At 73.1% G+C, this 14,040-nt stretch carries 12 protein-coding genes; 4 read left to right on the forward strand and 8 right to left on the reverse strand.

The window, feature by feature from the left end:
- Nucleotides 1-13 precede the first annotated feature (13 nt).
- Nucleotides 14-691, reverse strand: coding sequence for a response regulator (locus ML5_RS11860; protein WP_013474855.1), 678 nt, complete (start codon nucleotides 689-691; stop codon nucleotides 14-16).
- Nucleotides 688-1,974 (reverse strand): sensor histidine kinase, encoded by a 1,287-nt coding sequence (locus tag ML5_RS11865; RefSeq protein ID WP_013285440.1) that lies wholly within the window; start codon nucleotides 1,972-1,974, stop codon nucleotides 688-690. Before ML5_RS11865 ends, ML5_RS11860 begins: the two co-directional genes overlap by 4 nt.
- Nucleotides 1,975-2,061: 87 nt before the next feature.
- Here ML5_RS11865 and ML5_RS11870 point away from each other — a divergent pair, with 87 nt between their 5' ends.
- Nucleotides 2,062-2,622: a GNAT family N-acetyltransferase gene (locus ML5_RS11870; RefSeq protein WP_013474856.1), complete on the forward strand. Its 561-nt coding sequence runs from the start codon at nucleotides 2,062-2,064 to the stop codon at nucleotides 2,620-2,622.
- A gap of 52 nt (nucleotides 2,623-2,674) precedes the next feature.
- Here the strand turns inward: ML5_RS11870 and ML5_RS11875 are convergent, their stop codons facing one another.
- Nucleotides 2,675-3,274, reverse strand: a complete 600-nt coding sequence (locus tag ML5_RS11875; protein ID WP_013474857.1) for a hypothetical protein — start codon at nucleotides 3,272-3,274, stop codon at nucleotides 2,675-2,677.
- A 118-nt stretch (nucleotides 3,275-3,392) separates the two neighbouring features.
- Between ML5_RS11875 and ML5_RS11880 the strand changes: the two genes are divergently transcribed.
- The gene (locus ML5_RS11880) at nucleotides 3,393-4,757 is read left to right on the forward strand and encodes a serine/threonine-protein kinase (protein ID WP_013474858.1); all 1,365 of its coding nucleotides are present in this window, start codon (nucleotides 3,393-3,395) and stop codon (nucleotides 4,755-4,757) included.
- A 9-nt stretch (nucleotides 4,758-4,766) separates the two neighbouring features.
- On the opposite strand, the gene ML5_RS11885 is transcribed toward ML5_RS11880, so the two are convergent.
- The 4 genes from ML5_RS11885 to ML5_RS11900 form a co-directional block, all read right to left on the reverse strand.
- Nucleotides 4,767-5,336: a hypothetical protein gene (locus tag ML5_RS11885; RefSeq protein ID WP_013285444.1), complete on the reverse strand. Its 570-nt coding sequence runs from the start codon at nucleotides 5,334-5,336 to the stop codon at nucleotides 4,767-4,769.
- A complete protein-coding gene (locus ML5_RS11890; RefSeq protein ID WP_013474859.1) occupies nucleotides 5,329-5,868 on the reverse strand; it encodes an RNA polymerase sigma factor in 540 nt (179 codons plus the stop codon). The genes ML5_RS11885 and ML5_RS11890 overlap by 8 nt, the downstream gene beginning before the upstream one ends.
- 145 nt (nucleotides 5,869-6,013) lie before the next feature.
- Nucleotides 6,014-6,958, reverse strand: a complete 945-nt coding sequence (locus ML5_RS11895; RefSeq protein WP_013474860.1) for a permease prefix domain 1-containing protein — start codon at nucleotides 6,956-6,958, stop codon at nucleotides 6,014-6,016.
- Nucleotides 6,955-7,296, reverse strand: coding sequence for a PadR family transcriptional regulator (locus tag ML5_RS11900; protein ID WP_013474861.1), 342 nt, complete (start codon nucleotides 7,294-7,296; stop codon nucleotides 6,955-6,957). The genes ML5_RS11895 and ML5_RS11900 overlap by 4 nt, the downstream gene beginning before the upstream one ends.
- A 184-nt stretch (nucleotides 7,297-7,480) precedes the next feature.
- Here ML5_RS11900 and dnaE point away from each other — a divergent pair, with 184 nt between their 5' ends.
- The gene (dnaE, locus tag ML5_RS11905; protein WP_013285448.1) at nucleotides 7,481-11,014 is read left to right on the forward strand and encodes a DNA polymerase III subunit alpha; all 3,534 of its coding nucleotides are present in this window, start codon (nucleotides 7,481-7,483) and stop codon (nucleotides 11,012-11,014) included.
- Between the two features lie 30 nt (nucleotides 11,015-11,044).
- Here dnaE and ML5_RS33240 read toward each other — a convergent pair whose 3' ends face one another.
- Nucleotides 11,045-11,986: an N-acetylmuramoyl-L-alanine amidase gene (locus ML5_RS33240; RefSeq protein WP_369752250.1), complete on the reverse strand. Its 942-nt coding sequence runs from the start codon at nucleotides 11,984-11,986 to the stop codon at nucleotides 11,045-11,047.
- A gap of 913 nt (nucleotides 11,987-12,899) precedes the next feature.
- Here ML5_RS33240 and ML5_RS11915 point away from each other — a divergent pair.
- On the forward strand, nucleotides 12,900-13,784 hold the full coding sequence (locus tag ML5_RS11915) for a hypothetical protein (RefSeq protein ID WP_013474863.1): 885 nt from the start codon (nucleotides 12,900-12,902) through the stop codon (nucleotides 13,782-13,784).
- Nucleotides 13,785-14,040: the final 256 nt, after the last annotated feature.

The following is a 14,040-nucleotide window of genomic DNA, read 5'->3' on the forward strand; positions in this document are numbered from 1 at the left end:
CGGCGGACGGGCGTCACCCGCCGGGCCGCACCACCCCGTGCTCGTACGCGAACACCACCGCCTGCACCCGGTCGCGCAGCCCGAGTTTGGCCAGGACGCGGCTGACGTGGGTCTTCACAGTCGCCTCGCCGACGTGCAGCACGTCCGCGATCTCGGCGTTGCTGGCCCCGCGCGCCACCAGTTCCAGCACCTCCCGCTCGCGCGGGGTCAGGTCCGCGGTGGCCGCGTCGTGCCGGGGGTCCGGCGGCGCCGCCCCGGGCCGGGCGAAGGTGGAGATCACCCGCCGGGTGAGCGCCGATGCGATCAGTCCCTCGCCGCGCGCCACCACCCGGACCGCGTCGATCAGGTCCTCCGGGGTGCCGTTCTTGAGCAGGAAACCGCTCGCCCCGGCGCGCAACGCGGCGAAGAGGTAGTCGTCCCTGTCGAACGTGGTGAGGATGAGCACCGCCGGCCCGCCCGGCGTCGCGTCGGCGGTGATCCGGCGGGTGGCCTCCAGCCCGTCGAGCACCGGCATCTCCACATCCATCAGCACCACGTCCGGCCGAAGCGCGGTCGCCATCGACACGGCGCGCTGCCCGTCGGCGGCCTCGCCGACCACCTCGATGTCGTCCTCGACCTCCAGGATCACCCGGAATCCGGTCCGGACCAGGTGCTGGTCGTCGACGAGCAGCACCCGCACCGGGGCGCTCACGCCGCCCGCCCGGCGGCCTCGACCGGCAGCGGCATGCGGGCCCGGACCCGGAACCCGCCGCCGGGACGCGGCCCGGCCTCCACCTCACCGCCGTGCGCGGCGACCCGCTCCCGCATGCCGATCAGGCCCAGCCCGGCCCCGGCCTCGGGTACGCCCCCGTGTCCGTCGTCGCTCACGTCGATCTCCAGTTCCCTCGCCAGATAGCGGATGCGCACGTCCAGCGTGGTGGCGTGAGCGTGCTTGACCACGTTCGTCACCGCCTCCTGCACGATCCGGTACGCCGCCTGCGACACCGAGCGGGGCAGCGGCGCCGGTTCCCCGTACACACCGAGTTCGGCCCGCAGCCCGGTGTCCCGGGCCCGGTCGACGAGCGCGGCGACCTGGTCGATGCCGGCGGTGTCCTCCGGCGTGGTCGCGCCGGCCGCGGCGTCCGGGTCGCGCAGCACGCCGAGCATCCGGCGCAGCTCGTCGACCGAGGTGCGGGCCGTCTCCTCGATCGCGGCCAGGGCGGTCCGCGCCTTGTCGCGGTCACGGTCGAACACGCGCCGGCACGCGGCGGCCTGCACGCCCATCACCGAAACGTGGTGGGCGACCACGTCGTGCAGCTCGCGGGCGATGCGGACCCGCTCGCCCATCACCGCGCGCTCGCGCGCCTCGACCTGTGAGCGGCGCAGTTGCTCGGCCTGCTCCCGCAGTTCGTGCCGGCGACGCGCGGCCACCCAGGCGGTCTGCCCGGAGTAGTAGGCGAACCCGAAGAACAGCACGTTGTAGAAGACGCCGTTCACCACGGCGGCGAGCACCGGCGGCACCGGACCGGCGGCGTCGGCGAAGGAGGCCGCCGAGATCTGGTCGGCCCGCAGCGCGAGGGACAGCGCGAGCCAGCCGAACATCGCCACGATGACGCCGGCCCGCAGCCGCCCGGCCAGCCGCCGGTCGGCACCCCACGCGCCGAGCGTGAAGAGGGCCGCGAACAGCGCGCCCGACGGGAGCTGGGCGAGCGGGACCGCCCGCGCCTGCCCGGCGATGAACGCGATCGAGACGACCACCGCGACGGCGGCGGGCCACCGCCGCCGTACGGCCAGCGGGGCGGTCACCGCCACGGTCCACCAGACCTGCTCGGCGAGGCTCGGCGGCGGGCCGAGCAGGAAGGCCCCGGTGCTGCGCGCCAGGGTCAGCTCGAACAGGGCCAGCACGGTGACCGCGAGTCCGACCCAGAGGTCGGCGCGCAACTGCGGGGCCGTGGGAGCCGGCCGGCGCCAGGCGGTGGTGGGTGCGGTGCTCACCGTACGACCATGCCACCGCCGCGCCCGGTACGGTGCCCGGGGCGTAATCGGGTGGGCCGGACGACAGCCGCGACGTAGCCTGCCGGGGTGTTCGTGCCCGATCTGCCGATACGCACCGAGCGCCTGCTGCTGCGCGCCTTCACCACCGACGACCTCGCCGTGGTCCGGGACTACCGGGGCCGCCCGGAGGTGACCCGCTACCTCTACCACCAGCCGTACGACGACGCCGCCGCCCGGGCCGCGATCGACCGGCTGGTCCGGCGGACCGCGCTGCGCGCCCCCGGCGACGTGCTCAACCTGGCGGTGACGCTGGCGGACACCGGCGAGTTCCTCGGCGACGTGCTGCTGAGCTGGACCAGCGGGGAGCACCGGCAGGGCGAGATCGGGTACGTGGCGCACCCCGCGCACACCGGCCGGGGGTACACCACCGAGGCGGCCCGGGAGCTGCTGCGGATCGGCTTCGACGGGCTGGGGCTGCATCGGATCGTGGGCCGGCTGGACGCCCGCAACACCGCCTCGGCCCGGGTGCTGGAGCGGCTGGGCATGCGCCGGGAGGCGCACCTGCGGGAGAACGAGTTCGTCAAGGGGGAGTGGACCGACGAGGTGGTCTACGCGCTGCTGGCCCGCCAGTGGCGGGCGGCGGACTGAGCGCGGGCCCGGCGCGACGGCCGGGCCCGCGTCCGGCGGGCCCCGGCGTCGCTCAGCAGCAGCCCTGCCGGAACGACTGCTCGACGTACGACGCCACACCGGCCTCGTAGAAGCCGGCACCGGGCCGGATCGGGTGGTCGCTGAACAGCTCGACCCGCGACCCGAACCGGACCAGGTACGCCTCGGCGTCACCCGCGTCGTTGCGGATCATGCCGCCGCGCGGTCCGTAGATGCGCTCCAACTCGGCGAAGGACATCCCGACCGACCCGCCGGCCGGGGAGCGCGGCGGGGTGGTGGCCGTGCCCACTGACACGAGCCGGCCGTCCCGGAAGGCCAGCAGGATCGCCCCGGCCCAGGAGCCGGTGGCACCGGCGTGCACCACTCCGGGGCAGCCGGGCGCCGTCCAGTCGATCAGTCCGGCCGCGACGAGCCGGTCCAGCCGGGCTCCGATGCGGTACGGGCCGGCGCCACGGACGCTGAGCACCTCGTTCTCCGCGACGGTCGGCCGGACGCGGGCCGGCGTGCCGTCGCCGCGGGCGGCGGTCGCCGAGTGCGCGGGAGCGGCAGAGGCGGCCGGTGCGCCGACGGCGACCGGCGCGATCCCGGTCAGCGCCAGCAAGCCGGCGAGGATGGTGGACGGGAGACGGTTCATGGCGGATCTCCTTCGATCGGGTTCTCCTGTCCTGTTGGTCTCCGCCCGGACCGGTTCGGTTCGGTCCATCGTCTACCGTCGACGTGATGGTCCGGGTGGCGGTCCCGGAGGTGGTGCGATGATCACGCCGGCGCGGATCGGGGCGTATCGGGTGGAGCGTCTGCTCGGGACGGGGTCCTTCGCCACGGTCTGGCTCGCGTACGACCCGGCGCTCGCGGACCGGGTGGCGGTCAAGGTTCTGGCCGAGAACTGGAGCCACGACCTGCGGGTGCGGGAACGGTTCCTCGACGAGGCGCGGTTGCTGCGGAAGCTGGACCACCACCGCCTGGTCCGGGTGCACGCCGTGGGGGAGTTGCCCGACGGCCGCCCGTACGCCGTGCTGGCCTGGGCGGACGGCGGCAGCCTGCGGGACCGCCTGGCCCGCGGCCCGCTGCCGGTGGGGCGGGCCCTGACGGTCCTCGACGAGATCGCGGCCGGCGTTGCGGTGCTGCACCGGCACCGGGTGGTGCACCGTGACCTGACGCCGAGCAACGTCCTGTTCCACTCGGCGCCCGGCGGCGACCGGGTGCTGATCGCCGATCTCGGGCTGGCCAAGGCGCTCGCCTCCGCCTCCGGGCTGACCGCCCGGGCCGGCACGCCCGGCTACATGGCGCCGGAGCAGGACGATCCACTCGCCGTGGTCGACACCCGCGCCGACGTGTTCGGGCTGGGCCGCCTCGGACTGCGGCTGCTCGGCCGGGATCGGCCACCGGGCGGTGCGGCCGACGGCCGGGCGGCCGGCTCGCGGCTGCGGGCCGGGGTGCCCGCCGCCGTGGACACGGTGCTGCGCACCGCGACCGCCGTGCGCCCGGCCGACCGCTACCCGGACGCGGACGCGTTCCGGCAGGCGCTGCGGCGCGCGGTGACGGGTGGGCCCGCTGCCGTGCGGGCGGGGTGGGCACCGCACCCGGGCCGGCTCGTCGCCGGGGTCGCGGTGGCGCTCGCCGTCGCCGGCACGTGCGCGGCGGACGCGGTCCACCCCGCCCCGGCGGGTGCGGTGGGCCGCAGCGGGCCGCTGACAGTGGTTCTGCCGGCCGGCTGGCGGGCCGAGGGGACCGGCTGGGCGGGACGGTACGGCGACGACGGTGACCTCGAACCGGCGCTGGTGATCTCCCCGGACCCCGGGAACTGGGCGGCCGACCCCACGCTGCCCGGCGCCTTCGTCGGCCTCGCCACCGGCGAGGCGCGTCGTGCCGGCCCGGCGGCCTTCCTCGCCGGACGGGCCCACGCGGACTGTGCCGCGGCCCCGCCGCGCCGCAGCCGGCAGGGTGGCGTCGAGTGGACTGTGGTCACGTACACCTGCCCCACCGGCCGCCCGATGATCGTCGAGGCGGCCGGGCCGGCCACCGGCCGCGCCGGTCTGCTCTACGTCCAGCTCGTGCCGCCGCCGGACGCGGGCGCGGACTTCGCCGACCGCGTGCTCGCCGGAGTTCGGACCGGGTAGGTGACGGGCTCAGACCACCACCACCGTGATCGGGTACGTGCGGCCGTCCTGCGGGATGGTGACCACCACCGTGCCGGTGCGCACGAACCGGATGTCCACCACACCGGCCTCGTAGCTGCGCGAGACCAGGTCCTCCCGGTCCACGGTGACCTCACCCGGCCCGATCCCCCGGATGCGCAGGATCCCGCCGGCGGCGAAGCAGAGGGACTTCAGCAGCGCCAGCTCGGTCTCGGCGAGCACCAGGTCGTAGCGGACCGGCCCGAAGCACGCGGCCGGCGCCGTGGTGCGTACCGACGGGGTGGGCCGGGTGGTCCGGGGCGTGACCGGCGGCCGTGACCGCGTACGCGTGCTCGTCGGCGTGGCCCCCGACGGCTCCGGGACCGGCGTGCCCGTGCCCAGCGGTGCCGGGGTGGGGCCGGGTGAGGTCGCGGCGGTGGGCGGCGCGGCGGCGACGGCGCTGGTCACCGCCGGCTGTACCGGCAGCGGCGAGACCGGGCGGTCGGCGCAGGCGGGCGTCCCGGCGAGGGCGACGAGTGCGACGACCGCGACGCCGCGCCGACGGCGGGCCGGGTCACGCATCGGACAGCCGCGCCCGGAGCTGCCGGCGGGCCTCGTGGATGCGGGACTTCACGGTCCCCTCCGGCACGTCGAGCAGGCCGGCGATCTCCCGGTAGCTCAGTCCAAGCACATCGCGCAGGGTCACCGCCTCGGCGAGGTCCGGCGGGACCGCGTCGAGGGCGTCGAGCAGGTCGAGCCGGGTGCCGGCGACCACGCTGGTCCGGCGCGGGTCGGGCCGGTCCGGCAGCGGGACGCCGCCGGCCTCCCGCTGCCACCGTCGCCGCAACGTCCGGTAGGTGAAGCGGGCCCGGTTGGCGGTGATCCGGTACAGCCAGGTGTCGAACGACGAGCGGCCCTCGAGCCCGGTGATCCCGTGGGCGAGCGCGAGCAGAGCGTCCTGGCAGGCCTCCTCGGCGTCCTGCCGGTGGGGCAGCAGCCGGGCGCACTGCCGCAGCACCTCCGGCCGTACGGTGGCCAGCAGGGCGTCGAGGGCCTCGCGGTCGCCGCGTGCCGCCGACCGGGCCAGCTCGTCCGTGCCGTCGGGGAGGGGCATCAGGGGCGTCCCAGTGCTCGCCGGTGGTCCGGACCCCAGGCTATGCCCCGGGAGGCCGTGCCGCCCCGGCTGAGTCGGGCAGCCGACGGCGTCCCGCCCCGGCGCCGACGGCACCGGGGCGGGACGGGGAGCGCGGCGCCGGGCGTCAGCGCGCGGCGCGGGCGGCCTTGACCGCGCTGTCGATCACGTCCCAGATCGCGACGAGCACGACCACCGCGCCCGCCACCCGGGCGAACTCGACGGTCCCGCCGTCGCGCAGCCAGGCGAACCGTTCGACCAGTTCCGGGTTGAGCAGCCGGTCGGTGGCGAGCAGCCAGAGCACCGGGGCGGCGAAGGCCGCGTTGAGCACCGCGTTGACCACGACCAGCGGCCAGGTCCACCGCCCGGCCCGGTACTTGGCGATCTCCAGGCCGACGGTGGCCAGCAGCACCACGATCAGGGCCGGCAGCCAGAAGCCCCAGAGCGCCGGGTCGAGCACCGCCATCCGGGAACCGTCGTCGGTGGTCCAGCGCTGGAAGTGCTGACCGATCAGGAAGCCGACGGTGACGAGCAGAAACACCACCGAGGCGATGCTGTCGGAGTGGCTGATCTGCCGTTCCCGGCTCTCCTCGGGGAGCTGGTCGACGGTCCACTCGGGCAGGCCGAGCGGCGTGCGGGTGCGCTCCAGCACGGCGAACACCAGCGTGACCCAGAACGCGATCTGGACCGCGGTCTGCATCGCGGCCACGATCGCCGCGCCGATCGCCGCGCCCGGCTCGCCGTCGATGAGCGCCTTGGCGAGGCCGGCGAGCACGCCCACGATCGCCGGGATGTACGTGAGCAGCAGCCGCAGCAGCCGCCACCAGGTCAGGTAGTACCGCGGGCCGATCAGTTGCAGGGTGCGGTCGCTGTAGCGGGCCGCGAGCTTCTCCGGGTGGCCCAGCTCGGTGAGCACCTCGCGCTCGGCGGAGGCGTGGTCCTGCCCGCCCGAGGTCCGGTCGTCGATCATGTCGGCGATGGAGCCGCGCAGTTCCTCGGCCAGTTCCAGGCGGCGCTGCGCGGGCACGGTCCGCATGGTGGCGGCGACGTAACGGTCGGTCAGGGAACTCATCGTTCCGCTCCTTCGATCAGGTCGGTGACGGACGTCCGCACCGCGGTCATGTCGTCGAGCAGGCGGTTCAGGACGGCCTCGCCGTCGTCGCTGGTCCGGTAGAACTTGCGCGGCCGGCTCTCCTCGGTGTTCCACTCGCTGGTCAGCAGGCCCTGGTCCTCGAGCCGGCGCAGCAGCGGGTAGAGCGTGTTGGCGTCGACCGCGAAGCCGTGCGCGGCCAGCCGTTGCAGCAGGGCGTATCCGTAGTCGGGGCGGCGCAGGGCGACCAGGCTGGCCACCACGACCGTGCCGCGCCGTAGCTCCTGGAGGTGGGTCCGGAGGACCTCGTCGCTGACCATGTGCAACACGATACTGTGTGCCACACACCATTGCAATAGAGGGCAACATCGCGTGCCGCACACCGGCCGGTCGGAGAGACCCGGGCCACCCTCGGCGCGGACGGTGGAGCCCGCACGATCACCTCGGTAGGGTGGGTCGGTCGACTCCGACGCAGCTTGATCCACAACCCGGGGGGCGCCACGCATGGGCGATTCGTTCGCGCATCTGCACGTACACACCGAGTACTCGATGCTCGACGGGGCGGCCCGGCTCAAGGACCTCTTCGCCGAGGCGGCGCGGCTCGGCATGCCGGCGGTGGCGATCACCGACCACGGCAACATGCACGGCGCGAACGACTTCTACAAGCAGGCCATGGACGCCGGGGTCAAGCCCATCCTCGGCGTCGAGGCGTACGTCGCGCCGGAGTCGCGCTTCCACAAGGCCCGGGTCAAGTGGGGGCGCCCCGAGCAGAAGAGCGACGACGTCTCCGGTAACGGCGCGATCACCCACATGACCATGTGGGCGGCCAACCGCGACGGCCTGCACAACCTGTTCAAGCTCAACTCCCGCGCCTCCATGGAGGGCCACTACGTGAAGTGGCCCCGGATGGACATGGAGCTGATCGCCGAGCACGCCGAGGGCATCATGGCCACCACCGGCTGCCCGTCCGGCGCGGTGCAGACCCGGCTGCGGCTGGGCCAGTTCGACGAGGCGCTCAAGGTCGCGGCCGCATACCAGGACATCTTCGGCAAGGACAACTACTTCCTGGAGATCATGGACCACGGCCTCGACATCGAGCGCCGGGTCCGCGACGGGCTCACCGAGATCGCCCGCAAGCTCGACATCCCGCCGGTGGTCACCAACGACTCGCACTACACACACGAGGCGCAGGCCGAGGCGCACGACGTGCTGCTCTGCGTCCAGACCGGCAGCAACGTGGCCGACCCCAACCGGTTCCGGTTCGAGGGCGGCGGCTACTTCGTCAAGTCCGCCGACCAGATGCGCGCCGTCGACTCCTCCGAGCTGTGGCAGCAGGGCTGCCGCAACACGCTGCTGGTCGCCGAGAAGGTCGACCCGGCCGGCATGTTCACGTTCCACAACCTGATGCCGCGGTTCCCGATCCCCGAGGGCGAGACCGAGGAATCCTGGTTCCGCAAGGAGACCTTCGCCGGCCTGGCGCGCCGCTTCCCCGGCGGCATCCCCGAGGGCCACGTCGTCCAGGCCGAGTACGAGCTGGGCGTCATCATCCAGATGGGCTTCCCGTCGTACTTCCTCGTGGTCGCCGACTTCATCCAGTGGGCCAAGAGCCAGGGCATCGCGGTCGGCCCGGGGCGCGGCTCGGCGGCCGGCTCGCTCGTGGCGTACGCGCTGGGCATCACCGACCTCGACCCGATCCCGCACGGCCTGATCTTCGAGCGGTTCCTCAACCCCGAACGCGTCTCCATGCCCGATGTCGACATCGACTTCGACGAGCGCCGGCGCGGTGAGGTCATCAAATACGTGACCGACAAGTGGGGCGAGGACAAGGTCGCGCAGATCGCCACGTTCGGCACGATCAAGGCGAAGGCCGCGATCAAGGACTCGGCCCGCGTGCTCGGCTTCCCGTACGCGGTCGGCGACCGGATCACCAAGGCCATGCCCCCGGCGGTGATGGGCAAGGACATCCCGCTGTCCGGCATCTTCGACCCGAAGCACCCGCGCTACGCCGAGGCGGGCGAGATCCGGGGCCTCTACGAGTCCGACCCGGACGTCAAGAAGGTCATCGAGACCGCCAAGGGCATCGAGGGCTTGATCCGGCAGACCGGTGTGCACGCCGCCGGCGTCATCATGTCCGCCGAACCGATCATCGAGCACATCCCGCTGATGCGGCGCGACTCCGACGGCGTCATCATCACGCAGTTCGACTACCCGACCTGCGAGTCGCTCGGGCTGCTGAAGATGGACTTCCTCGGCCTGCGGAATCTGACGATCATCGACGACGCGGTGAAGAACATCCAGCTCAACCACGGCCGGGAGCTGGACCTGCTCGGCCTGCCGCTTGACGACAGGCAGGCGTACGAGCTGCTGGCCCGCGGTGACACGCTCGGCGTGTTCCAGCTCGACGGCGGGCCGATGCGCTCGCTGCTGCGGCTGATGAAGCCGGACAACTTCGAGGACATCTCCGCCGTCCTGGCGCTCTACCGGCCCGGCCCGATGGGCGTTGACTCGCACACCAACTACGCGCTGCGCAAGAACGGGCTCCAGGAGATCACCCCGATCCACCCGGAGCTGGAGGAGCCGCTGCGCGAGATCCTCGCACCCACGTACGGCCTGATCGTCTACCAGGAGCAGGTGCAGCGCGCCGCGCAGATCCTCGCCGGCTACACGCTCGGCCAGGCCGACCTGCTGCGCCGGGCGATGGGCAAGAAGAAGAAGGAGATCCTCGACAAGGAGTTCATCCCGTTCCGGGACGGCTGCCGCGAGCGCGGCTACTCCGACGAGGCCATCCAGGCCGTGTGGGACGTGCTGGTCCCGTTCGCCGGTTACGCGTTCAACAAGGCCCACTCCGCCGCGTACGGCCTGGTCTCCTACTGGACCGCGTACCTCAAGGCGCACTACCCGGCCGAGTACATGGCCGCGCTGCTCACCTCCGTCGGTGACGACAAGGACAAGATGGCCCTGTACCTGTCCGAGTGCCGCCGGATGCGCATCCAGGTGCTCCCGCCGGACGTGAACACCTCGGCCGGGCCGTTCACCCCGGTCGGCAAGGAGATCCGCTTCGGTCTCGGCGCGGTACGCAACGTCGGTGCGAACGTGGTCGCCTCGATCATGCGGTGCCGCGAGGAGAAGGGCGACTACACCGACTTCTACGACTTCCTGTCCAAGGTCGACGCCGTCGTCTGCAACAAGAAGACCATCGAATCGCTGATCAAGGCCGGGGCGTTCGACTCGCTCCAGCATCCGCGCAAGGGCCTGCTGGCGGTGCACGCCGACGCCATCGACGCGTACGCCGACGTCAAGCGCAAGGAGGCGGTCGGCCAGTACGACCTGTTCGGCGCCGGATTCGGCGAGGCGGACACCGGTGGCAGCACCACTGTCATGCCGGTCATCGGCGAGGGGGAGTGGGACAAGCGCGACAAGCTCGCGTTCGAGCGCGAGATGCTCGGCCTGTACGTCTCCGACCACCCGCTCTTCGGTCTGGAGCACGTGCTCGGCGCTGCGGCGGACACCACGATCGCCGCGCTGTCCGAGGAGGGCACTGTGCCCGACGGCGCGGTGGTCACGCTGGCCGGCATCCTCTCCGGCGTGCAGCGCCGGGTCACCAAGCAGGGCCGGGCCTGGGCCTCGGCCACTCTCGAAGACCTCGCCGGCGGCGTGGAGACGCTGTTCTTCCCGAACACGTACGAGGTGATCGGGCAGTACATCGCCGAGGACGCGATCGTGGTGGTGAAGGGCCGGGTGGACCGGCGCGACGACACCCCGCGCATCATGGCGATGGACATGTCCATGCCGGACGTCAGCAGCACCCCGGGGAGCAAGCCGATCACGCTCACCATCCCTGTGCACCGCTGCACGCCGCCGCTCGTGGAACGGCTCAAGGAGACGCTGGTGCTGCACCCCGGCGACACCGAGGTGCACGTCAAGCTGCTCAACGGCGGCAAGGTCACCACGCTGCGCCTCGGCCCGTTCCGGGTCGCGCCGACCACAGCGCTGATGGGTGACCTGAAGAGCGTGCTCGGCCCGGCCAACGTGAGCTGACCGGGCCGAGCGCCTGCGGGACGTACCGGGCTAGACGCGGGTGATGCGAACGGCGTCGGCGATCACGTACCCGGTGCTGCCGGACCATCGGCTGACACCCACCTTGTTGGCGTCCCCGGCGGCCAGGGTGAACGTGCCCAGCGAGCGCCACGTACCGCCGTTGGCTGTCTGGTTCACCGAGACCGTCTGGTTGCCGCTGGTGGTCGCGACGATGTACGGCGTGCTGGTGTTGTAGCCGGCGACGGCCGGATACCAGACCTCCACCCGGTAGGTGGCGGTCGCCGGGATGTTCACCTTGTACCAGGCGGCGTCGCTGGCCGCGACGGGGTTGGCGTACCGGTAGTCGGCGCCGTAGCGCTGCGCCGAGTACGTCGAGGTGCTCCAGTTGGCGCTCGCGGTGAACCGGCCGGCGGTGGTGTTGTCCACGACCGTCGACCAAGTGGTCGGCGGGGGCGTGGTGCCGCCGGTGACGAGCTGCATGTAGTAGGTCCAGTTCCAGTTCGGACCGGGGTCGGTGTGCGTGGCGCCCGGCACCTGGTTGTGCCCGATGATGTTGTTGCGGGTCTTCGGGATGCCGTACTTGTCGCACAGGAACCGGGTCAGCGCCGCCGACGACCGGTACATCGCGTCGGTGTACCAGGAGGCGTTGTCGACGTACCCCTCGTGCTCGATGCCGATCGACTGGGTGTTGTAGGTCCAGTTGCCGGCGTGCCAGGCGATGTCCTTGTCCCGCACCATCTGGGTCACCGCGCCGTCGGAGGAGCGGAGCAGGTAGTGCGCGCTGGTGCCGGCGGCGGCGTTCTGGAACCAGCTGATCGAGCCGGCGTAGCTGCCCTGCATGGTGTGGATGACGATGTAGTTGATCGGGTACGCCGACTCGCGGCTGGAGACCGTGTAGTTCGACGAGTTGGCCGGCACCCAGGCCGCCGGGCCGTAGTCGGTGCTCAGGGTGCCGAAGTCGCCGGTGCCCAGCGGCGCGACGTCGGCGTACCGGCCCCGCTGGGGTGCGACCGGACGGCCGTCCACGCTGACCTCGCCGCCGGCCGTGGTCGCGATGAAGCCCCTGGCGAGCAGGTCGTACACGGAGTCCGCGTACAGCCGGGCGGTGGCCGCGTCCGTCGAGCCGCCGTAGCGGGCGATCGGGCCGTACCACTGGTTGACGTCGTCGCGCTGCGCCGCGGTGAGCCCGGCCTCGTCGGCGTAGGAGCGCAGCACCGCCGCCGCGCCGGCCACGTTCGCCGCGTCCCGGGTACGCAGTTCGGCGCGGTCCAGCCGGGTCCGGCGCGCGGCCTCGTCGAGGGTCCGCACCTTCGGGTTGCTGGTCAGGTGCATCACGCCGTATCCGCCGGAGACGCTGGGCTCGCCGCCGTGGCCGTCCAGGCGGGTCTCGGCGTACCCGAGCGCGGCGAGCAGGTCGCGCGGCACGTCGGAGGCGGTGGCGGCCCGGTCGAAGGCGGCGGCGAGCGGCTGCGCGCCGTGCTGTGGCGCGGCCTGGGCCGGCTGGCCGGTCAGGCCGATCATGAGGATCATGGCGCCGCCGAGCAGGTGGCTCACCCGACGCGAGGGTCTCCGAATCGTCACAGGCACTCCTCGTCCACTACAGGGGGCGACTGGCTCACGTCGCCGGTTCGCCGCACCCTATAGCGTGACGTTCGTCTATGTCGATACCTTGCATCAACGGACCCTTTGCTGAAGACTTCCTTCAGGCGTGCGGCATCTCCGGCAGTCGCGCCGCCCGCCGCGGGCCGCCCGCCGCCGCGCCCCGGCCCGTTCCGGAGGCGGTGTCCACCGCGCTCGGCGATCACTCCTCGGCCCGGTGGGCGTGAGCTGCCCCCGTACCGTCGCGGTGTTGCCCGGCGGGCCACGGCCGGGCAGCATCGGGCGGATGCCGCCTGCCGACCTGCTGCGCGTCCGCGACCTGGTGCCCGACTTCCTCGCCTGCGCCGAGGGGCGCCGGTCCGCGTCGCCGGAGCCGTGGAGCGCGCACTACCTGGCCGCGCATCCGGACGTGGTCCGGGTGCTGCGCCGCGACGGCGACTGGTCCGACGCCGCCGGCGTGGCATCCGTCCTGGACGGGCTCCGCGGCCGCGCCGCCGACCTGGCGGCACGAGCCGAGAGGGTACGCGCGCTGCTGCCCGACGGCGTCACGGCGGTGGCCGGTGCGCTGGGCTGGTCCGGCGACGGCGGGCCGGTCGAGTGCGTGGTGCTGGTCGGGCTGAACCAGGCCAACGGCTGGGCCGGAGAGCTGAACGGCAGGTACGCGCTCTTCCTCGCCGTGGAACAGCTCGGGCCGCCGGAGGATCTCGACCTGCTGGTGCGGCACGAGGCCGCGCACGTGGTGCACGACCGCGGCGCCGCGATCCGCGACTGGCCCGAGTGCGGGGTGGCGAACGCGTTGTTCACCGAAGGGCTCGCCACGCAGGTCACGGCGGAACTGGACGCCGGCCGGCCGGACGAGGAGTACCTCTGGTTCGGCCGCCCCGGTCACCGGCGGTGGCTCGTCGAGTGCCGCCGCCGGTGGCCGGAGATCCTGCGCCGGGTACGCGCCGACCTCGACGCCACCGACGCCGACCACCACGCCCCGTACTTCCTGATGCGGGACTCGCCGCTGGCCGGCGGCCTGCCGAAGCGTTGCGGCTACCTGGTCGGCCTGACCGCGGTACGACACCTGCGCCGCCACCACTCCCTGCGGGACCTGGCCGGGTGGCCGCTGCCCCGCGTCCGCGCAGAGATGGCCGCCGCACTGCCCGACCTCCCTCCACCGACCTGACCCCCTCCCACTGCCCCTCCCACCGCGACGATCATGAGGTTGGCGGCGACAATTCGGACAGCCGGCACCGCCAACTTCATGATCGTCCGGGCGGGTGTGCTGGTGCGTCGTGTCCCCGCCCGCCCTCGCGCCCCTGCTTCTGCCGCGCGATCTTGCGGTTTCGGCCCTGCGGATCGCTGGTTTGCCCCGATTTGCCGGGGCCGAAAGTGCAAGATCGCGGGCGGGCTCGGGCGGGGTGGGGCGGGCTCGGGCGGGC

Source organism: Micromonospora sp. L5, assembly GCF_000177655.2.
Classification (GTDB): Bacteria; Actinomycetota; Actinomycetes; order Mycobacteriales; family Micromonosporaceae; genus Micromonospora; species Micromonospora aurantiaca.